This is a genomic window from Alistipes ihumii AP11, from assembly GCF_025144665.1.
Taxonomy (GTDB): domain Bacteria; phylum Bacteroidota; class Bacteroidia; order Bacteroidales; family Rikenellaceae; genus Alistipes_A; species Alistipes_A ihumii.
In genome coordinates this window covers 1,208,361-1,227,639 of the sequence record NZ_CP102294.1, presented here as the reverse complement: position 1 = coordinate 1,227,639, position 19,279 = coordinate 1,208,361, and the positions used below count along the sequence as shown (strand labels likewise).

At 60.0% G+C, this 19,279-nt stretch carries 18 protein-coding genes; 16 read left to right on the top strand and 2 right to left on the bottom strand.

Going from position 1 to position 19,279, the window contains the following annotated elements; translation table 11 throughout:
- The first annotated feature begins 122 nt into the window (after positions 1-122).
- From NQ491_RS04990 to NQ491_RS04945, 10 genes are all read left to right on the top strand, one after another.
- Positions 123-569 (top strand): hypothetical protein, encoded by a 447-nt coding sequence (locus NQ491_RS04990; protein WP_019246498.1) that lies wholly within the window; start codon positions 123-125, stop codon positions 567-569.
- Between the two features lie 49 nt (positions 570-618).
- A complete protein-coding gene (locus tag NQ491_RS04985; RefSeq protein WP_034283298.1) occupies positions 619-1,500 on the top strand; it encodes a Cbp1 family collagen-binding glycoprotein adhesin in 882 nt (293 codons plus the stop codon).
- A 116-nt stretch (positions 1,501-1,616) separates the two neighbouring features.
- On the top strand, positions 1,617-1,886 hold the full coding sequence (locus NQ491_RS04980; RefSeq protein WP_019246496.1) for a type B 50S ribosomal protein L31: 270 nt from the start codon (positions 1,617-1,619) through the stop codon (positions 1,884-1,886).
- A 266-nt stretch (positions 1,887-2,152) separates the two neighbouring features.
- Positions 2,153-3,031, top strand: coding sequence for an electron transfer flavoprotein subunit beta/FixA family protein (locus NQ491_RS04975; RefSeq protein WP_026089741.1), 879 nt, complete (start codon positions 2,153-2,155; stop codon positions 3,029-3,031).
- Positions 3,032-3,064: 33 nt separating this feature from the next.
- A complete protein-coding gene (locus NQ491_RS04970) occupies positions 3,065-4,084 on the top strand; it encodes an electron transfer flavoprotein subunit alpha/FixB family protein (RefSeq protein WP_019246494.1) in 1,020 nt (339 codons plus the stop codon).
- A gap of 41 nt (positions 4,085-4,125) precedes the next feature.
- Positions 4,126-5,844: an acyl-CoA dehydrogenase family protein gene (locus tag NQ491_RS04965; RefSeq protein ID WP_019246493.1), complete on the top strand. Its 1,719-nt coding sequence runs from the start codon at positions 4,126-4,128 to the stop codon at positions 5,842-5,844.
- Between the two features lie 273 nt (positions 5,845-6,117).
- Complete coding sequence (locus NQ491_RS04960; RefSeq protein WP_157365676.1) at positions 6,118-6,366, top strand: hypothetical protein; 249 nt, start codon at positions 6,118-6,120, stop codon at positions 6,364-6,366.
- 675 nt (positions 6,367-7,041) lie between these two features.
- A complete protein-coding gene (locus tag NQ491_RS04955) occupies positions 7,042-7,608 on the top strand; it encodes a DUF4924 family protein (RefSeq protein ID WP_019246491.1) in 567 nt (188 codons plus the stop codon).
- A gap of 422 nt (positions 7,609-8,030) precedes the next feature.
- Positions 8,031-8,822, top strand: coding sequence for a 4Fe-4S binding protein (locus tag NQ491_RS04950; RefSeq protein ID WP_019246489.1), 792 nt, complete (start codon positions 8,031-8,033; stop codon positions 8,820-8,822).
- A 232-nt stretch (positions 8,823-9,054) separates the two neighbouring features.
- Positions 9,055-9,705 carry a WbqC family protein gene (locus tag NQ491_RS04945; RefSeq protein WP_019246488.1) on the top strand — a complete coding sequence of 217 codons (651 nt, stop codon included), beginning with the start codon at positions 9,055-9,057 and terminating at the stop codon, positions 9,703-9,705.
- A 462-nt stretch (positions 9,706-10,167) separates the two neighbouring features.
- Here NQ491_RS04945 and NQ491_RS04940 read toward each other — a convergent pair whose 3' ends face one another.
- A complete protein-coding gene (locus tag NQ491_RS04940) occupies positions 10,168-10,428 on the bottom strand; it encodes a helix-turn-helix domain-containing protein (RefSeq protein WP_019246487.1) in 261 nt (86 codons plus the stop codon).
- A gap of 1,066 nt (positions 10,429-11,494) precedes the next feature.
- On the opposite strand from NQ491_RS04940, the gene NQ491_RS04935 reads away from it, so the two are divergent.
- Positions 11,495-12,199, top strand: a complete 705-nt coding sequence (locus NQ491_RS04935) for a hypothetical protein (RefSeq protein WP_019246486.1) — start codon at positions 11,495-11,497, stop codon at positions 12,197-12,199.
- A gap of 228 nt (positions 12,200-12,427) precedes the next feature.
- Here the strand turns inward: NQ491_RS04935 and NQ491_RS04930 are convergent, their stop codons facing one another.
- A complete protein-coding gene (locus tag NQ491_RS04930) occupies positions 12,428-14,431 on the bottom strand; it encodes a glycoside hydrolase family 2 protein (protein ID WP_019246485.1) in 2,004 nt (667 codons plus the stop codon).
- A 491-nt stretch (positions 14,432-14,922) separates the two neighbouring features.
- Here NQ491_RS04930 and NQ491_RS04925 point away from each other — a divergent pair, with 491 nt between their 5' ends.
- From NQ491_RS04925 to NQ491_RS04905, 5 genes are all read left to right on the top strand, one after another.
- Positions 14,923-15,429 (top strand): CvpA family protein, encoded by a 507-nt coding sequence (locus tag NQ491_RS04925; RefSeq protein WP_019246484.1) that lies wholly within the window; start codon positions 14,923-14,925, stop codon positions 15,427-15,429.
- 2 nt (positions 15,430-15,431) lie between these two features.
- A complete protein-coding gene (gene rsgA / locus NQ491_RS04920; RefSeq protein ID WP_019246483.1) occupies positions 15,432-16,370 on the top strand; it encodes a ribosome small subunit-dependent GTPase A in 939 nt (312 codons plus the stop codon).
- Complete coding sequence (locus tag NQ491_RS04915; protein WP_026089739.1) at positions 16,348-17,031, top strand: TrmH family RNA methyltransferase; 684 nt, start codon at positions 16,348-16,350, stop codon at positions 17,029-17,031. Before rsgA ends, NQ491_RS04915 begins: the two co-directional genes overlap by 23 nt.
- Before the next feature lie 440 nt (positions 17,032-17,471).
- A complete protein-coding gene (locus NQ491_RS04910; RefSeq protein WP_315968568.1) occupies positions 17,472-18,239 on the top strand; it encodes a menaquinone biosynthetic enzyme MqnA/MqnD family protein in 768 nt (255 codons plus the stop codon).
- Between the two features lie 70 nt (positions 18,240-18,309).
- On the top strand, positions 18,310-19,260 hold the full coding sequence (locus tag NQ491_RS04905; RefSeq protein ID WP_019246479.1) for a magnesium transporter CorA family protein: 951 nt from the start codon (positions 18,310-18,312) through the stop codon (positions 19,258-19,260).
- Positions 19,261-19,279: the final 19 nt, after the last annotated feature.

Sequence of the window (19,279 nt, the reverse complement as noted above, 5' to 3'; positions counted from 1 at the left end):
GCGTAGAAATCCATGTTCCGGTAGGTGGCGGGAAGCAGCCGTCCCGTAGCGCATCGCAACCGTCGGAAAGTCGGAAACAAGCGGATAATTCGTATATTTGTCGGAAATATTGTTCGGAGAGTATGGGGAAAAAGCGGATCGGACTGATCGTCGCGGCGCTTTGGGCGGTGACGGGGCTCAGCGCCCAGAATTATCAATGCGCGGTCGGCGTGCGCGGCGGAGTTACTGCAACGGGGCTGAGCGTGCGCTATCATTTCGATCCGGTCAATGCGCTGGAGGGCATGCTCGACTTCGCGCAGGGGTTCAACATATACGCTCTGTACGAGCGTACGATTCCGGTCATCGGCGAGGGCTTCGAGTTCTATTACGGGGCGGGTGCTAACTTGGGCTCGTGGGATTACGACGACGGCGAATTCACGTTCGGCGTGAACGGGATCATCGGGCTGGAGTACAAGATTCGGGAGCTTCCTCTGGCATTTTCTTTGGACTACAAACCGAATCTGAACGTGATCGGAAAGACCGGTTTCCATGCGGCCGATTTCGGTCTGGGCATACGGGTGGCGTTCTGACGCCGGCCGGAGCCTCGACCTGCGACATAGACTTAATTGCTTTACGGTGATGAGAAAAATTTTACACTTGATGCTACTTGTGGGGCTGTTGGCCTCGTGCGGACGCTCGTCCGAGAACGGCTCGTCCGCGAAGCGGAACGACTCGCTCGAGCGGGTCGTCGCGCAGAAAGATTCCGTGATCAACGATGTGTTCGCGTCGATGAACGCCGTAGCGGAGAACCTGAGCGCGATCAAGCTGCGGGAGAACATTATCAACGCCAGCCTCGACAGCGGCGAGATTCCGAAGCAGTCGGCCGTCAAGATCAACGAGGATATCGCGGCGATCGACCGGTTGCTGCAGGAGAACCGCCGCACGATCAACCGGCTCCAGCAGTCGGCCGACCAGCTTAAGAAGGCCAATGTGCGGGTCGCGAGCCTCGAGAAGCTGATCGCTCAGTTGCAGTCGCAGGTCGAGTCGAAAGATCAGGAGATCGTCGTGCTCCGCAAAAATCTCGAGAATATGAACGTGCAGGTGGCTCAGCTCAGCGAGCAAGTGACAGGGCTTCATACGCAGGTAAGCGACCTCTCGGAGGAGAAGGCTTCGCTCGAGGGCGATCTCAAAACGCAGAGCGACATACTGAATACGGGTTACTACATGGTCGGACCCGAGAAGGAACTGCTTCAGAAAGAGATCGTCTATAAGAGCGGCTTCATAGGCCGTACTTTGAAAATCAACGAGAACCGCAGCCTCGAAAGCTTCACTCAGATCGATATCCGGAATTTCGACGGTCTGAAGATAGGTCACCGCAAGGCCGTGCTCGTCAGCTCGCATCCGGCCGGCTCGTACGAGTTCGTGATGAACGCAGACGGCGTGTTCGAAGAGTTGCAGATCAAGGACAAGACCAAGTTCTGGGAATATTCGAAGGTGCTGGTCGTCAGCTATAAGCCTTAGTCCGGCCGGCCGGACGACAAATTCTTCCGGGAATTTTGGAAAACCGCATTTGTTTATTACCTTTGCAGCCTCGCATCGCATTTACAGGAGTATTCATATATTTTAAAACAAACACCATGAAAAAGGGGATTCATCCGGACAACTACCGCGTTGTGGCTTTCAAGGATATGTCGAACGATCATGTGTTTTTGTGCAGGTCCGCCGTCCAGACAAAAGAGACCATCGAAGTGGACGGCGAAACCTATCCCGTGTATAAGATGGAAATTTCCAACACGTCTCATCCGTTCTACACCGGTAAGATGAAGTTGGTTGACACCGCAGGACGCGTAGATAAGTTTATGAGCCGCTATCAAAAACATTACGATAAGAAGGCTGCCAACAAATAACGACGGTACGAACGTACGCCGGGCGGGCACTCGCGGAGTGCCCGCCTTTTTTTGATGCCCGTTCCGTTCGGTCCGAACGGAACGGGCGAGCCGGCCGGGAATGTCTTTAGGTCGCATGCTTCGGGGCGGAGCGTGCGCAAGGAGTTTCCGGGCGGCTTTTTTCGTGATGCGGACGTTTGATTTTCCGGAAAAAAGCTTAATTTTGTGCAATTACGGCTGTATTTTCCGGCGACGGAAAGAACGAAAAATACCAAATAAATTCCATGATGAAGAAAACGTTGAAAATAGTTGTGCTGGCCAAGCAGGTGCCCGATACCCGCAACGTGGGCAAGGACGCTATGAAGGCCGACGGCACGGTCAATCGGGCGGCGCTCGCCGCTATCTTCAATCCCGAGGACCTCAATGCGCTGGAGCAGGCGCTCGTGCTCAAGGACATGTTTCCGGGCAGCCGGGTCGAGATCCTGACGATGGGGCCCGGCCGCGCTGCGGAGATTATCCGCGAGGGGATGTTCCGCGGTGCCGACGGGGGCGTGCTGCTGACCGACCGTAAGTTCGCGGGCTCCGATACGCTGGCTACCTCCTATGCGCTGTCGCGCGCGGCGCTCAAGATGAATCCCGACATCATCGTCGCCGGCCGTCAGGCCATCGACGGCGATACGGCTCAGGTCGGACCGCAGGTCGCCGAGAAGCTGAACTGGCCTCAGGTGACCTACGCCGAGGAGATCGTCGGCATCGAGGGCGACGAGCTGCTGATCCGCCGCCGGCTGGAGCATGGCGTCGAGACGGTCGCTTGCCGCCTGCCGCTGGTGATGACCGTCAACGGAACGGCTCCCGAGTGCCGTCCGCGCCATGCGAAGCTCGTGATGAAGTACAAGCATGCGATCACGCCGAGCGAGTGCCAGCTCGACCAGGTCGGCTGCTACGCACAGCTGCGCGAGTCGCGCCCTTATCTGAACATTACCGAATGGGGCGTGGCGGATGTCGATGCCGACGATACGCAACTCGGGCTTTCGGGCTCGCCGACGAAAGTCAAGAAGATCGAGAACGTCGTGTTCGCCGCCAAGGAGGCCAAGCGCCTGAGTGCCGACGACGCCGATATCGACTCGCTGATCAAGGAACTGATCGCCAGCCATACTTTGGGATAAGAGATCGTACAACGCTTAAATACGGGAATATCGATGAACAACATATTCGTTTATTGTGAGATAGAGGGCGGCAAAGTGGCCGACGTGTCGCTCGAACTGCTGACCAAGGGCCGCGCGCTGGCCGATACGCTGGGCTGCGAGCTCGAGGCGCTCGCGCTCGGACAAGGACTCGCCGGCGTCGAAAAGCAATTGGCCGAGTACGGCGCCGACATCGTGCACGTAGCCGACTGCGAGTGTCTCGCGCCCTACCGCACGCTGCCGCATGCTGCGGTCGTCTGCGGTATTTTCAAGGAGGAACAGCCTCAGATCGCGCTGTTCGGAGCCACGCCGATAGGCCGCGACCTCGGTCCGAGGGTTTCGTCGGCGCTGCACAGCGGTCTGACGGCCGACTGCACGAGCCTCGAAATCGGCCCGCATACCGAGAATAAGACGGGTAAGGTCTACGAGAATCTGCTCTATCAGATCCGTCCCGCTTTCGGCGGCAACATCATCGCGACGATCATCAATCCCGATCACCGTCCGCAGATGGCGACCGTCCGCGAGGGCGTGATGAAGAAAGAGAAAGCCCGCACGCCCGGCAAAGGCGTCGTCCGTCAGGTCGATGCGAAGAAGTACCTGAGCGACGCCGATTTCGCCGTCCGCATCATCGACCGCCAGATCGAGGAGCGCAAGATCGACATCAAGGGCGCTCCGGTCATCGTGGCCGGCGGTTACGGGATGGGCAGCAAGGAGAATTTCGATCTGCTGTTCGAGCTGGCCGGCGTGCTCGGGGCCGAGGTAGGCGCCTCGCGCGCGGCGGTCGATGCCGGCATGGCCGACCATGCGCGCCAGATCGGACAAACGGGCGTCACCGTGCGGCCGAAGCTCTACATAGCCTGCGGCATTTCGGGCCAGATCCAGCATACGGCCGGCATGGACGGTTCGGCGATGGTCATCTCGATCAACACCGACCCGGACGCTCCGATCAACAAGATAGCCGACTATGCCATTACGGGCGACGTGATGGAGGTGATTCCGAAGATGATCAAGTATTATAAGCAGAATTCGAAGTAGCGGCCGCGTTCTGTAACCGATATAAAATCCGATAAATTACTATGGCTAATTTCTTTTTGGACAACAAGGATCTCCAGTTCCACATGAATCATCCGCTGATGAAGAAGATCGTGGAGCTCAAGGAGAAAGGATATGCCGACAAGGACGCGTACGACTACGCGCCTGTCGATTTCGAGGACGCTCAGGACAGCTACCGCCGCGTGATGGAAATCGTCGGCGAAGTGTGCGGCGACGTGATCGCCCCGAACGCCGAGGGAGTCGATCACGACGGTCCCAAGGTCGTGAACGATCACGTGGAGTACGCTCCGGGCACGGCCCGCAATATCGAGGCGCTGCGTCAGGCCGGCCTGTTCGGGCTGACGCTGCCGCGCAAGTACGAGGGGCTGAACTTCCCGCTCGTCTATTTCGTGATGGCGAATGAGATGGTCGCACGCGCCGACGCCGGCTTCGAGAACATCTGGGGCTTGCAGGACTGCGCCGAGACGCTGAACGAGTTCGCGTCCGAGGAGCTCAAGGCCAAGTATCTGCCCCGGGTATCGCGCGGCGAGACCTGCGCGATGGACCTGACCGAGCCCGACGCCGGCAGCGACTTGCAGGCCGTGATGCTGAAGGCCCATTGGGACGAGGCGAAGGGGACATGGCTCCTGAACGGCGTCAAGCGCTTCATTACCAACGGCGACGGCCATATCTCGCTGGTGCTGGCCCGCTCCGAGGAAGGCACGACCGACGCCCGGGGGCTGTCGATGTTCGTGTACGACCGCAGTCACATGGCGGTCAAGGTGCGCCGCATCGAGAACAAGCTCGGCATCAAGGGGTCGCCTACTTGCGAGCTCGTGTTCACGAACGCGCCGGCCGAGTTGGTCGGCGACCGCAAGATGGGGCTCATTAAGTACGTGATGTCGCTGATGAACGCTGCCCGTCTGGGTATCGGTGCCCAGTCGACCGGTCTTTCGGAGGCCGCTTACCGCGAAGCGCTCAAGTATGCGCAGGAGCGCATGCAGTTCGGCAAGCCGATCATCGAGTTCCCGGCCGTGGCCGAGATGCTGTCGAACATGAAAGCCAAACTCTACGGTTCGCGTGCGATGCTGTACGAGACGACGCGTTTCGTCGAGATATACAAGGATTATACTCACCTGAGCCATGACCGCAAGCTGACGCCCGAGGAGCGCGCCGAGATGAAGACATACACCCGGCTGGCCGACGCGTTCACGCCGATGCTGAAGCTGATGAGCAGCGAGTACTGCAACCAGCTGGCCTACGACGCGATTCAGGTTTTCGGAGGCTCGGGCTACATGAAGGACTACCCGATCGAGCGCATTTACCGCGACGCCCGCATCACGAACATTTACGAGGGGACCTCGCAGTTGCAGGTCGTTGCGGCGATCCGTCACGTCACTACGGGCACTTACCTGAACCAAATCCGCGAGTACGAGGCGCAGACTTACGCGGCCGATTTGGGCCATGTGCACCAGAAGCTGATCGCGATGCGCGAGCTGTACGAGCGTGCCGTCGAAAAGGTGACCGCCGCGGGGAGCAACGAGTTCATCGACTTCCATGCCCGTCGGATGGTCGAGATGGCCGCTCATATCATCATCGGCTACCTGTTGTTGCGTCAGGCGAGCGAGGTCGAGGAATACCGCGTTTCCGCCCAGCTTTACGTCAAGCACGGGGAGGCTCAGAACGCCGCCGCCGCCGAATACATCGCCCAGTCGTCGTCCGACGATCTGGACCTGATTACCGCCGTCCGGCAGGCCGAATAGTCTGAAGACGGGAAATTTCCGATACAAGGGGGAACGCTATGAGGCGTTTCCCTTTGTTTTTCTTTTCCGCTGAAGGCGGTCGGAGGTTCCGGTGGGTTGGCTTGATAGAACCTGAAGGCAAGAAATCGTCCATCAGGGAGGGGCGCCTCGCAACGTTTCTCTTTGTCTTTTCCGGTAGAAAAGGTCGGAACCTTCGGTCGGGGCGGGTCTGAGCGTTTTGTTCCCGGTCGGAAACGAGCGGTTTGCAGTTTCCATGCAGGACGGGACTTCGGCGTGTGTCCTGGTCGTTTCGGTCGTTTCGGTCGTTTCGGTCGTTTCGGTCGTTTCGGTCGTTTCGGTCGTTTCGGTCGTTTCGGTCGTTTCGGTCGTTTCGGTCGTTTCGGTCGTTTCGGTCGTTTCGGTCGTTTCGGTCGTTTCGGTCGTTTCGGTCGTTTCGGTCGTTTCGGTCGTTTCGGTCGTTTCGGTCGTTTCGGTCGTTTCGGTCGTTTCGGTCGTTTCGGTCGTTTCGGCGGATTCAGGTGATTCGGTAGCGGACGGTCCGGTTGCCGTACTTCGGACACAGGGCGACAGGGCCGGTGTCCCGGTGGATTCTTACCGGCCATCCGCATTTTGTCGTCGTTTGCGGTGCGGCGTTCGTTGCGGCATTGCGGCGGGAATCGATGTCGTTGATGTCAGGCGCGGTATATTTGTATGCCGAGCTGGTTGCGACAGTTCGGGGAAGCCGTCGGCCGTTCCGAGACTCCGGCTTATGCGGGGAAAGGATGCGCCGGCCGGTTCTTTCGGCGGCTGGTGAAAAGGTAGGTGTCGGGGCGGGGAGGATGCGCCGTGTCGTTTCGTCCGACCGGAACCTGAGCTTTCGTCAGTCGGAGCGGAGCGTTCATTTAGCCTGTCGGGTCCGTTTGATCTGTTGGAGCCTGTTGTTCGGACCGTCTCGTCCGACCGGAACCGGAGCGGGGTTTTCGTCGGTCGGGATGGAATCTTCGCCTGACTTGTCCGGTACGTTTTGTCCGGTCGGGATGATCGTTTGGATTGCTTTGTCGGTTTGGTGTCGAGGCAGGTCCGCCGTCTGATTTGTCCGGTTTGTTTGCCCTTGTCGGAAATGTCGTTCGGATCGTCTTGTCCCCGGGTCGTCGGTTTCTTTTTTGCGTGAAAAGCGGTATCTTCGCCTGACGAACGTTGAACCAAACGACCGATCCGATGTATATCGCACAAAGCAAGCGCAAGGAAAATATCGCCGAGTACATCCTCTACCTCTGGCAGCTGGAGGACCTGCTCCGCGCGTTGCAGTTCAGCCCCGAGGCCGTCTATTCCCAGCTCGTGCAGAAGCAGGAGCGCCTGAGCGAGCAGCAAAAGCAGCAGGCGCTGGTCTGGTATATGGAGCTCGCCGGCCTGTTGCGCGAGGAGGGAAAAGAGCAGAGCGGACATTTGGAGCACACGATGCACCTGATTGCCGATTTGGACAACCTGCACCGCCAGTTGCTGACGCTTCCCGCCGGCGAGAACTACCGCCGGCTCTACGGGGCAGTCGCGCCCGAACTGCCGGGACTCAAGAGCAAGCTCGGCAAGCCCGGCATGTCGGATGTCGAACTGTTCTTCCGCGCGCTTTATGCCGTGATGCTGTACCGCATCAAGGGCGACCGGAGCAAGCAGGGCTACATCGACGATGTGATCGGCCTGATCTCGCCGGTCGTGGCCGAGCTCGCCACGATGTTCCGGCGCATCGAGCGCGGCGAGGTCGACCTGTTCGGCGATAAGAAGGAGTAGCGCGGGGCCCGGTTTCCCTGAAGCAGGGGAGGCGGGGCCTGCCTCACGGTGGCCGATATGCTGCCGGCCGGGTATTGGCCGGCCCGGTTTTCCGTTCCGTTTCTCGGAGCCTCTCGTCGATTGGGCGGTAGAAAGCTCGTTTCCGTTCCGCACTCCGGACCTTGCGCGCGGATGCAGCGGAGGGAGCGGACATGGGGCCGACGGGATACCGTCGGGTCTCGGTTTTCGCCCGTTTCGTCCGCGAATCGTCGTCGGAATCGGGTATTTTTTCGCCCGGAACGTAGCTGTGGCCGGTCTTGTTCCCAGAGGAGAGTCGGTGCCGGCAGAAGAGAGCGGAACCGGAGCGGATGCGGAGGTATCCCGGGAGGAAAGCGTGAAGGAATTACGGAATCGAGAAAGAAACCTTAACATAGCCGGAAATTATGAGTGATCGAATCGGGACGGTACGTGCCGTCAGTTTCAGCCCGACGGGTTCGACCCGCCGGGTGTTGAGAAGCATCGCGGCGGGTATCGGAGCCGCGCGTGTGCAGGAGGATTCGCTCGACCGTCCCGCATGGCGCGAGGCCGGCGTGCAGGTCGGGGACGACGAGTTGCTTCTGGTCGGCATGCCGGTGTATGCGGGCCGCGTGCCGGGACTGTTTCACGGCGGCTTGCCGGTTCGGGGAACGGGCGATGCCGTCTGCGTGGTCAGCTATGGCAACCGGGCGTATGAAGACGCGCTATCGGAACTGGTCGGGTTGACGCGCCGGGCCGGATTCCGCGTGGTCGCGGCCGGAGCGTTCGTGACCGAACATTCGCTGAACGGGCGGATCGCCGCCGGGCGTCCCGACGAGGCCGATACGGCCCTTATGGAGGCGTTCGGCCGACAGGTCGCCGCCAAGCTGCGCGACCGGGCCGCATGCGAAGTTCCGATCCGGGTCCCGGGACACGAGCCTTACAAGGCTTACGCTCCGATTCCGCTGGTTCCGGAGCTCGATCCGGAGCGCTGCGAGCGTTGCGGCCGCTGCGCGCTGGTGTGTCCCGTGCAGACGATCGATCCGGGAAACTATCGCGTGACCGACCCCTCGCGGTGTATCGCTTGTTTCGCCTGCGTGCGTTACTGCCGTGCCGGAGCGAGATCGCTGGCCGAGCCCGCGAGGTCCGCTTTCGAGCGGAAAATGGAAGCGCTCCGCGAGGCTTGCCAAGCGAGGCGCGAGCCCGAGATATTTCTGTGACCGCGCGGTCTGCGGACGGCCGCGGACGTTTCGGGCGGATCGCTTTTCCCGTACCGTGGACGATGGGTCCCCGGCCTGAGGAAAGGACGGCGGTGCGGAGGGTTTCGGCTCGCAGGCGGCGGAGCGTCTGTCCGCTTGCCGTGCACGGTCTCTGTCCGGCGCAGCCTCCGTTCTTTGTTACGAATGCTACGGTCATCCCGACGGATGCCGGAACTTAAAAACGATTTGTACAGTGATTCTTTCTACCGCCTATCTCGGAAACGTGCAGTACTATACGAAGCTGCTGAGCGGCCGGGCGCAGATCGACCTGCACGAGCACTACCAAAAGCAGAGCTGCCGCAACCGCTGCGACATTCTGTCGGCCGGCGGGCCCACGACGCTCGTCGTTCCGGTGTGCCGGCCCTCGGGCGAGCGCGTTCCGGTCCGGGACATCCGGATCGACCGCACGAAAAAGTGGCGGCATCAGCATTTTCAGGCGCTCGTGTCGGCCTACCGCCGCTCGCCCTATTTCGGCTATTACGAGGAGCGGTTCGCCGTCGTTTACCGGAAGCGGCACGATTTTCTGGTCGATCTGAACGAGGAGCTCCAGTCGCTCGTGCTCGAGCTGCTGCGCGCCGATCCGCCGGTCGGGCATACCGAGCGTTATGCCGAGCATGTGCCCGAGGGGGAGGACTTCCGCCGTTGCATCTCGCGCAAGCCCCGGCTGTCGCGCCCCGATCCCGACTTCGCGCCGCAGCCTTATTATCAGGTGTTTTCGGAGCGGATGCCGTTCGTCCCGAACCTGTCGATCGTCGATCTGCTTTTCTGCGAGGGACCCTCGGCCGCCGGCGTGCTGGCCGCTTCGGTTCCGTCCGCCGGCGTGCATCCGTCGCTTGCTCGCTGACGGAGGGCGGGACATAGCCGGACGACCCTCGGTTAGATAAAGTCAGGCGTAGGGGAGATTCCTTTATGTAAGGGCTGTGGAAGGCCGGATTTGGGGAATTGAACCTGCGCCTTTCTTTTTTACCGGTGCAGCGTTCGGAAATATAAATCACCCGGCCATGTTACGGTTCCCGCTCCGCACATACCGTTCGCTACTCGTTCCGGCGCGCGGGATTGTCGGTTTTCGGTTGTTTTTCTCAAGACTATGGATGTCGTGTCCGGTATTTCTTGGTTTTTGATGCCGTCGAAAAAGTCTTTTCAATATACTTGAATATCGGTATCTATCAATACTTGCAATTGAGAAACGCCTTTTTTCTTCCGGAACTCCCTGAGTCTGATTACAATTTCTTGCAACAGCATTTCGTCTCGTATTTCTTTCCGCATTAGTGTGAATCCCTATAACTAATACACATTGCAAGGGCGTTTATTTATGTTTTTTATGATTGTAGCTTGTCTCGCCAATAGGCATATCCTTGAAAAATTCTTCAAGAGTCAAGCCGTAATAGGTGCAAAGATCGGCAAGCGTCGACAGCGATATGTTCGTGGGGTTGTTTTCCAGTCTACCGACATGAACTTCCGTATCGACGAGGACCGATAATTGAGTGACTCCTTTTTCTTGCCGGATTTTCTTCAATTTCTCGGCTACGTTCTTCAGTAATATGTCGTTGCGTCTTACTTTTCTCATGATACAAATGTTGGAAAAATAGTTACAAAAAGAAATTACTAATTGGCTGATTCTTATTTGTATAGTATATTGGTAATACTAATTAGATGTGTTTATTTGTATTTGCGGAAGACTTTTCTTATTTTTGGACCAAAGCAAATTTTCAACCGACTTAATATTTTTGAAAAAGATGTTACTTTTGTACTGTTACATACAACAGTAGAGCCGTAACATATTTGGTTTAGGCATTTTTCGCAAAGTCCAACTTCCACATTATTGATTCAAAGGCGAAATCTGTCCGAAACCTGAGCTTTGCCCTATTTTTGATAGGGCAAGTTCGGGCGTAGGGGATAATTCTTTTGAATGGCTGTGGAAGGCCGGACTTGGAATTTGAACCTGCGCCTTTCTTTTTTCCTCGGGCGCGGTGTTCGGAAATATAAATCACCCGGCCATGTTACGGTTCCCGTTCCGCACATACCGTTCGCTACTCGTTCCGGCGCGATGCAGTCGCCGGACGGTCGGGCATTTCCCTTTATCGATTCATACGGACCGTGCGCTGCGGCGCTTTCTCTGCGTCCTGCGTCGGGTCCCTCTGCCGTTTCGCTTGCGGCAAATGCCGGGCGGACGACTGCCGGCCGCTTCTCTGTCTGGCCGGAACTTTCATGGTCCGTATCCGCTTGGGTCGGTCCGGCGTCCGTTGCCGGAGCGCGGCGGTCCGGCGGGTTCGGGACGGCAGAAAAATCGGACCGGACCGACCGTTCCCGCTCGTTGGTTCGCAATGCCGTGTGTCGGGAAGGCCGGTCTCCGGTCCGAAAGTCAGAATGTGCAAAAGCTCCGCGAGGCCCTAGGATTGCCTGGAGTAAGCGCGGGTCGTCCGTACGGCACCGAGCCGCTCCTGCGCGGCGACGGACGACCTGCGCTTTCCGTTTCGCTTTTTTAGGTAGCTAAGTTATGACATAATTTATAGAGTTATTTCGCAAAATATGAAATTTTGATAAAACGGTATGGCCTTCGGGCGAATGAGGCCATTCCCGAATGGCCGGGACTCCCTCACCCGGTTCCGGCCATTTAAAAATTCCGCTACCGCATGATCCGACAGACCGACCATACGATGCCTGCCTGCGACCCATCTTCCTGCGCCGGGACCGTTCCGGCCCGGGACCGGCTGAGGATCGTCCTGCAATATTCGGGCGAGCGCTCCTACAACGCTTTGGCCCTACGTCTCGGCCTCAAGCGCAGCGAAAACCTCTACCGGATACGGAAAGGCTACAACGGCATCAGCATGGATCTGGCCCTGCGTATCCGGAACATCTGTCCGTCGCTGAGCCTGAGCTGGCTTCTCGGAGGGGAGGGGGACCCCGAGGCTCCCGACCGGACTTCTGCCGAGGCCGCTTCCGCCGAGGTGCTCTACCTTCCGCTCTATCCCGACCTGCTCTCTTTGGACCGGGACTTTCGGCCTGGGGAAGATCGGCGAATTCCGTTTCCTTCCTGGCTGTGTCGCGAGGCCGAGGCGGCCGTTTCCTGCAGCAGCGACGCGCTGTCGCCCCGTCTCCTGTCCGGCGATTGCATGCTTCTCGCCCGGACGCCGGCCGAGTCCGTCGTGTTCGGCCGAGCTTATGTCGTCGTTGTCGGGGAGGCCCGGCTGTGCCGGATTATCCGCAAGGACGAGTCGCCGGAGCGCGTCCGGCTCGTTTCGCTGAAACCGGACAAGTACGACGAAATCGCCGTCCCGAGAACGGAGATCGACGGCCTTTACCGGATATGCGGTACTTTCCGGTACTGGGCCGATTAAGCGGGTGAGCGGGTGAATGAGCGGGTGAGGGTGAATGGGCGGAACGGGTGAGCGGCGGTTTTGCGACTCCGTCGGGCCGGTGGCCGAGGGGGACGATACCGGCGGCCCGGGTCCCATGCGCTTTGGGGCTCGACCGTTTTTGCGCCGTTTCCGTCGCCGGCCGTTCTCGCGTCGCCTCCGTTTCCTTATTGAGTTTGCGGCTCCTTCGTTTCTCCGGCCGGGCTGCCGCTACCGGATGTAAACGGTCGCTTCGTCCTCGCCGGCGTTCGTGCGGGCTTGCAACCGGTTGGCTCCGCGCCGCATCTCGACGCCTTCCCATACGAACGTGCCGTTCGTGCCGGTCTTCGCGCCCAGCGAGGCGCCGTTGAGCCACAGCTCGACCTGATCGGCGTTCGAGTAGACGCGTACGGTCTGCGTCGTCCGGGGCCGGCGGTTCCAGCGTTTCTCGGCGATCCATACCGTCGGTTCGGTACGGTTCCAGTTGGCCTTGTAGAAGTAGAAGGCGTCCTTGCGGTACTTGCGGTCGAAGGTGACCAACCCCCGGTCGTCGACGCCCGTGCCCTCGCCCCAGTTGCGGCCCGCGGCGCCGTAGTCGAACATGTTGGCGACGAACCAGCCCCACAGGAAAGGCGAACCGTCGATGTAGGGATAATACTGCTCGTGCAGGTAGGTCTGCCAGCGCTCGGGGTGCCAGTTGCCCAGATAGTCGGGGCGGTAGAGCGAGTCGTCCTGATGATAGATCGACGCTCCGGCTCCGTAGCTGATGCCCGAGCAGAGGCTGCCCCAGTTGGTCCGCAACTGGTCGAGCCATACCTTGATATCCGACGGCAGCCCTTCCTTCCATCCGTAGTTGTGGTCCCATACGACCAGATCGGTTACGAAATTGATCTTGCCGTCCTGGTTGCTCGTGGCGCTGGTCAGGCGCGAGGGGTCTTCCAACATGGCCAGCGAGTTCAGCTCCTTGACGTACGCGGTCGGGTCGTCGCCCCGGGGCGTCTGGTCGAAGAAGATGCCCCAAACCGCTACGGACGGATGGTTGAACTGCTGGAATATCATTTCGCGCAGCTGGTCGCGGCCGTTGTCGCGGAATGCCTCGGTGTTGATATAGCCCCTGTCGGTCATGTAAGCCGGGCCGATCAGCGGCAGCTCGCTCAGTACGACGAGGCCCCGGCGGTCGCATTCGTCATAGAAGCTCTCGTTATGCGGATAAGCCGCCGCGCGGACCGCATTGGCGCCCATTTCGGCGATCAGGTCCAGGTCCTCGGCGATCTGATACGGCGTCAATGCGTTGCCCACCGACGCCCGGTCCTCGTAGTGCGATACGCCCCGCAGCCGGTATGGCGATCCGTTGAGCAGGAAGCCTTGTTTCGGATCGACGCTGAAGTAGCGGAGCCCGAGCGGAACGGTCACCTCGTCGCATAGCAGACTGTCGTCCATAAGCCGGACGATCACGTCGTACATGAACGGATCGGCCGTGCCGTTCCACAGTCTCGGATTGTCCATCGCGATCGGTACGGAGACCGATCCCCGTCCCTCGGCCGGAACCCGGAAACGGGCGTGCTCCGAGGCCACCGTGTCGCGCATGGGCGTGACGACGGTCGCCGTGACGCTCAGCAAACGGTCCCGAAGGCCGTCGATGCGGACGACCGCCTCGAGCTCGGCTCGCTCGCGGGATACGCTTTTCTGATGCACGTACACGCCCTGCGAGCCGTAATGGTTGACCGCGATGTGCGAGGGCTCGGTGACGATCAGATCGACGTCGCGGTACAGTCCGCCGTAGATGTTGATGTCGCCCGCCGTCGGAAGCACGTCGAGCCGGGGCGCGTTGTTGACGATCGCCCACAGCAGGTTCTGTTCGCCGTAGCGCAGGTAGCCGGTCAGCTCGAACGTGAAAGCCCCGAACCCGCCGCGATGTTCCCCGACGTGACAGCCGTTGACGATCAGGTCGGTAACCGTCCCGGCGCCCGAGAAGCGGATGAAGACGCGCTTGTTGCGCCACTCGAGCGGCACTTGGATGTCCTTCATGTAGTTGCCCACGCCTCGGAAGTAGTCGTTCTTGCCGCCGAGCGCATCGTTGTTCCATGTGTGGGGCAGGTTCACGTTCTGGGCCCGGTCGCTGCTTCCCTCGCTGTAGCTGAAGAACCGCCAGTCGCGGTTGAGGTTGATGACTTCGCGCGCCGGCAGCCCGAGGCACGCGGTCAGCAGCACGAGGAGAATTCCCGCTTTTTTCATGTCGTTCGATTTACGGACAAAATTAATACAAAACCCGAAAAACCGTCCTCTGATCTCGTAAGTATTCTATTGTGTCTTCGATTAGGAATTCGAGAATATGCTATCGACGGCAAAAATATCGTCCATACCGCAACAGGCATTAGGTCCTGAATTTCCGTCGTCTCCGGCGGCGGGCGTGCCGCCGTACGGTTTCTCACAGGTGCGATGGGACCGTGTCCGGTCCTTTCCCGTCATGGCAGGGACGGCCCGCGGGGCCGGAAAGCGCGCCGAGCCGGTCCTGTGCGGCTGTCGTTTTTTCCCGCCTGAGGCCCGGACCGATACTTTATTCCCCGTATTCCTCGGCTTTCGGAGCGGAACGGGGCCGATTTTTCGCCCGGCCGTTTTGCTTTCACGCATAGTTGCGGTATCTTCGTACCGGGTATCGGTTTTTAAGGGGATGTCCCGTGCGTCCGGCCGGGACGCTCCGTACCCGCCAAGTAAAGAACGGAGAAATGCACGCTTTCGATATAATCGTCGGCATTCCGCTGGCTTATGCGGCGTACAGGGGATTCCGGAGCGGGATCGTCGCACAGTCTTGCGGCTTGTTGGGACTCGTCGCGGGGGTCTGGCTGGCTTCCCGGTACGGGGAGGCGGCCGGATTGTGGATGCGCGTCGATCCGTCGGCTGCCCGCGTGGCCGGATTCGTGGCGATCCTGCTGCTCACGCTGCTCGGGATCGCGCTGCTGGGGCATTTGCTGAAGGGCCTGTTCCGACTGGCCGGCCTCGGCCCGATAGACGCCGTGGGCGGACTGCTGCTCGGCGTCGTCAAAATGGCTCTGATCCTGAGCCTGCTGCTCGGCGCGTTCGAGACCGTGAACCGCAGCGCGGGCTGGGTGGGCGAGCAAAGTTATGCGCGGGCCGTTCTTTATAAGCCCGTCCGCGAGGTGTCGCGGTGGGTTTTCCCTTACCTGAGCCGGGCGGCGGAGAAGCTCGCCGACCGGGAAAACACGAGCGAATGAGCATGGAGAAGCGATCGACGGCATTGGTTATCAAGAGCACCGGCAGCTGGTACGCGCTCCGCGACGTCCGCAGCGGGCGCCCGCTTGCCGGACGGATTCGGGGCAGCTTGCGTTTGCGGGGCAGCCGCTCCACCAATCCGGTGGTGGTCGGCGATCGGGTCGAGTACGAGACGACCGACGACGGTACGGCCGCGATCGTCGGCGTCTGTCCCCGCAGCAACTACATCATTCGCCGCTCCCCGAACCTGTCGAAAGAGTCGCATATCATCGCGGCGAACGTCGATCAGGCTTTCCTGGTCGTGTCGCTGTACCGCCCGGCCACGAACAACGAGTTCATCGACCGCTTTCTGGTGACGGCCGAGGCGTATCGCGTACCGGCGACGCTCGTGCTCAATAAGTGCGATCTGTATGTGACCGACGAGCTGCGCGAGATCCGGGCCTCCTTCCTGCACGCGTATTCGCTGGCCGGCTACGAGGTGTTGGAGACGAGCGCCGAGCGGGGCGACGGAGTGGAAGCGCTGAAAGCGCGTCTGACGGGGAAAGTCTCGCTGCTGTCCGGCAATTCGGGCGTCGGCAAGTCGTCGCTGATCCGGGCGGTCGATCCCTCGCTGGACGTCCGCACGGGCGAGGTCTCGGCGAGCAGCCGCCGGGGGAAGCATACGACGACTTTCTCGGAGATGTATCCGCTCGAGGAGGGCGGCTATCTGATCGATACGCCGGGCATCAAGGGCTTCGGCCTGATCGACATCGCCGACGACGAAGCGTGCCGCTATTTTCCCGATCTGCTCCGCCATGCGTCGGGCTGCGCATACTACAACTGCACGCATACGCACGAGCCTTCGTGCGCGGTCAAGGAGGCCGTCGCGCAGGGCCTGATCGCTCCGTCGCGCTACGAAAGCTATCTCAAACTGCTCGAGGATGACAAGAAATACCGAAAATGACGACTCGCGGCGGACCGCGCGAATGATCGAATACCTGTCCGGGTTCATGCTGCCCGGACGCGAGAAGGTGCTCAGGGAAACGCTGGCGAACCGTACGCGCTACATGACGATCTGTCTCGAGAATACCTACCATCCGCAGAACGCCAGCGCGCTGGTGCGCAACTGCGAGGCGTTCGGCATACAGGATATTCATACGGTCGAGACGGTTTGCCGCTTCACGCCCAACGCGAATATCGTGCGCGGGACCGACAAGTGGGTCGATATACGCAAGCATCCCGATACGCCTTCGCTCGTGGGCGACCTGCGGGCACGGGGCTACCGCATCGTAGCCACCTCGCCGCATGCCGGCGACCGGACGCCCGAGACGTTCGACGTCGAGGCCGGGCCGTTCGCGCTGTTCTTCGGTACGGAGCATGCCGGGATCAGCGAGGAGGTCGTCGCGGCGGCCGACGAGTTCGTCCGCATTCCGATGTGCGGTTTCGTCGAGAGCCTGAACGTGTCGGCCTCGGCGGCCATCCTGCTTTACCTGCTCTCGTCGCGGTTGAGGGCGAGCGGCGTGCCGTGGCGCATTCCGGAGACCGAGCGCGACGAAATCCTGCTGCGCTGGATGCGCTCGACCGTGCGCGATTCCGAACGCATTCTCCGGCGGGGAGGATTTTAGACAGGCTTTCCGTTGCCCGCGCGCCTCTTTCGATATGGGGCGGCTCCGGTTCGGGGCGGAGTTTGGAAGCGTTGCGTGTCCGGTCCGTATCGCTCGTTCCTCGATCCCGAACTTTTTCGGATCGAAAGGCCCGCCGATACTTGCGTCCGGGGATCGTGCTCTGGCTGCCGGTCGCGGGGATTCCCGCGCGATGTTTCCGGGGACCGGTCGCTGTTGCGTGCCGCTCTCCGTTTCCCGTTGCGGGGCACGCTTCATGCAAGCGCTTTTCGACGGGACGGAGCGAAAAAAAGCCCCGAAAAATGGGTTATTCGCAATTTTTGGCTACCTTCGCAACACGGAAATGCGGCTCGTCGCCGAGGTAGCCTTCGCCCGACAGCCCGGCTCTGCGCGTTTGCGGAAGACCGGATATGGTTTAACGAACGTTTGATGCTGTATGGATGATGATGCGGAACAGAATAGCTGCGGTATCCTACCTGAATACCATCCCCTTTATCTACGGTATCGAACATGCCGGCGCGGGCCTGCATGCGGAGTTGCTGCTTTCTCCTCCGCGAGGCTGCGCCGAGGCACTGCGCGACGGTAAGGCCGATCTGGCGCTGATACCCGTCGCCGCCATTCCGGGGATTTCTGACCTGCGTATCGTGACGCCTTACTGCATCGGAGCCAGCGGCCCGGTGCGGACGGTCGTGCTCGCAAGCGCCGATCCGTTGGAGAACGTCGATACGGTCTATCTCGACAGCCATTCGCTCACTTCGGTCCGTTTGGTCCGCTTGCTGGCCGCCAAGCTGTGGAAAAGGGAGTTCCGCTGGCGCGAGCTCGACGATTTCTCGGTGTTGGACGATCCGAAGCCCCGCACCGGATACGTAATCATCGGCGATAAGGTGTTCGCCCGCGAGGCCGCTTTCCGCTATCGCTACGACCTGGCCGAGCAGTGGCGACTGCTGACCGGCCTGCCTTTCGTGTTCGCCGCATGGGTCGCGCGCGGCGGCGTGCCGGAGGTTACGGTCGACTCGCTGACCGAAGCGCTGGCTTACGGCACGGCCCATATCGACGAAGCGATCCGCCGCTACGGGTACGGCGACCGTCCGTATGCGCGCGATTATCTGACCCGGAATATCGATTTCGTTTTCGACGAGCAGAAGCGTCGGGCGATGGAGCTCTACTGGGAGGAGGGACTCCGCATAGAGCCTCCGATCAATCCCGGCTGAACTTCCCGCTGAAGGCTCGTGCGGGAAAGGGAAAGACCTCTCCGATTGCTCACTTCTAACGACCGAAAACATGATTACGATATACCTCAAGCAATATAACAAGATCGTACGCAACGCCGACGTCAGGCTGTTCGACGATCTGGGCTACGACGACATCCTCTGGATCGATCTGCTCTCGCCGACGATCAAGGAGCAGAAGGCCGTCGAGAATTTCATGGAGATCAATCTCCAGACCCGGCAGCAGGTCGAGGAGATCGAAAGTTCGTCGAAGTATTCCGAAACCGAGAACGCGATCATCTGCAACTCGAACTTTTTCATGCCGACCGGCGACTCGTTCAGCATCGAGCCCGTGTCGTTCATCATCGCCGAGGGCGTGCTCGTGTCGGTGCGCTTCAACGAATTCCGGACCTTCACCGAGAGTGCCAAGCGGCTGCAGATGAACTATCGGGCTTTCCCGACGGGCTATCATCTGCTGATTTCGATTCTGGAGGTCCGTATCGACTTCGATGCCGACCTGGTCGAGGCGCTGGCGAAGAACATCGCGGCGCTGAGCAAGGAGATCAGTCTGAGCGACTCGGTCGACAAGCAGATGCTTACGCGCATCAGCCATTTGCAGGAGAACACGATGCTGATCCGAGAGAACATCTTCGACCGCCAGCGCATCCTGTCCGGCATCCTGCGCAGCGAACGCTTCCCGAACGACATTTATCCGAAGCTGCAGCTGATGATCAAGGACGTCAACTCGCTGATCAACCATGCCGATTTCAGCTTCGAGCGGCTCGACTACATGCAGGACACGGCGCTGGGTCTGATCAGCATCGAGCAGAGCAACGTGACGAAGATCTTTACCGTCGCGTCGCTGTTCTTCCTGCCTCCGACGATGATCGCCAGCATCTACGGCATGAACTTCGTGGGCATTCAGGAGCTGCACTGGAAGTACGGCTACCCGTTCGCGCTCGGACTGATGGTGCTGGCCAGCGCGCTGACCTATCTGTTCTTCCGCTGGAAAAAATGGCTGTAAGCCGAATCGCCGCTGCGGG

Bases quoted from the DNA above. Each gene is read 5' to 3' on its own strand.
- NQ491_RS04990 (WP_019246498.1), top strand. From the start codon at position 123: ATGGGGAAAAAGCGGATCGGACTGATCGTCGCGGCGCTTTGGGCGGTG.
- NQ491_RS04985 (WP_034283298.1), top strand. From the start codon at position 619: ATGAGAAAAATTTTACACTTGATGCTACTTGTGGGGCTGTTGGCCTCG.
- NQ491_RS04980 (WP_019246496.1), top strand. From the start codon at position 1,617: ATGAAAAAGGGGATTCATCCGGACAACTACCGCGTTGTGGCTTTCAAG.
- NQ491_RS04975 (WP_026089741.1), top strand. From the start codon at position 2,153: ATGAAGAAAACGTTGAAAATAGTTGTGCTGGCCAAGCAGGTGCCCGAT.
- NQ491_RS04970 (WP_019246494.1), top strand. From the start codon at position 3,065: ATGAACAACATATTCGTTTATTGTGAGATAGAGGGCGGCAAAGTGGCC.
- NQ491_RS04965 (WP_019246493.1), top strand. From the start codon at position 4,126: ATGGCTAATTTCTTTTTGGACAACAAGGATCTCCAGTTCCACATGAAT.
- NQ491_RS04955 (WP_019246491.1), top strand. From the start codon at position 7,042: ATGTATATCGCACAAAGCAAGCGCAAGGAAAATATCGCCGAGTACATC.
- NQ491_RS04950 (WP_019246489.1), top strand. From the start codon at position 8,031: ATGAGTGATCGAATCGGGACGGTACGTGCCGTCAGTTTCAGCCCGACG.
- NQ491_RS04940 (WP_019246487.1), bottom strand. From the start codon at position 10,428: ATGAGAAAAGTAAGACGCAACGACATATTACTGAAGAACGTAGCCGAG.
- NQ491_RS04935 (WP_019246486.1), top strand. From the start codon at position 11,495: ATGATCCGACAGACCGACCATACGATGCCTGCCTGCGACCCATCTTCC.
- NQ491_RS04930 (WP_019246485.1), bottom strand. From the start codon at position 14,431: ATGAAAAAAGCGGGAATTCTCCTCGTGCTGCTGACCGCGTGCCTCGGG.
- NQ491_RS04925 (WP_019246484.1), top strand. From the start codon at position 14,923: ATGCACGCTTTCGATATAATCGTCGGCATTCCGCTGGCTTATGCGGCG.
- rsgA (WP_019246483.1), top strand. From the start codon at position 15,432: ATGGAGAAGCGATCGACGGCATTGGTTATCAAGAGCACCGGCAGCTGG.
- NQ491_RS04915 (WP_026089739.1), top strand. From the start codon at position 16,348: ATGACAAGAAATACCGAAAATGACGACTCGCGGCGGACCGCGCGAATG.
- NQ491_RS04910 (WP_315968568.1), top strand. From the start codon at position 17,472: ATGATGCGGAACAGAATAGCTGCGGTATCCTACCTGAATACCATCCCC.
- NQ491_RS04905 (WP_019246479.1), top strand. From the start codon at position 18,310: ATGATTACGATATACCTCAAGCAATATAACAAGATCGTACGCAACGCC.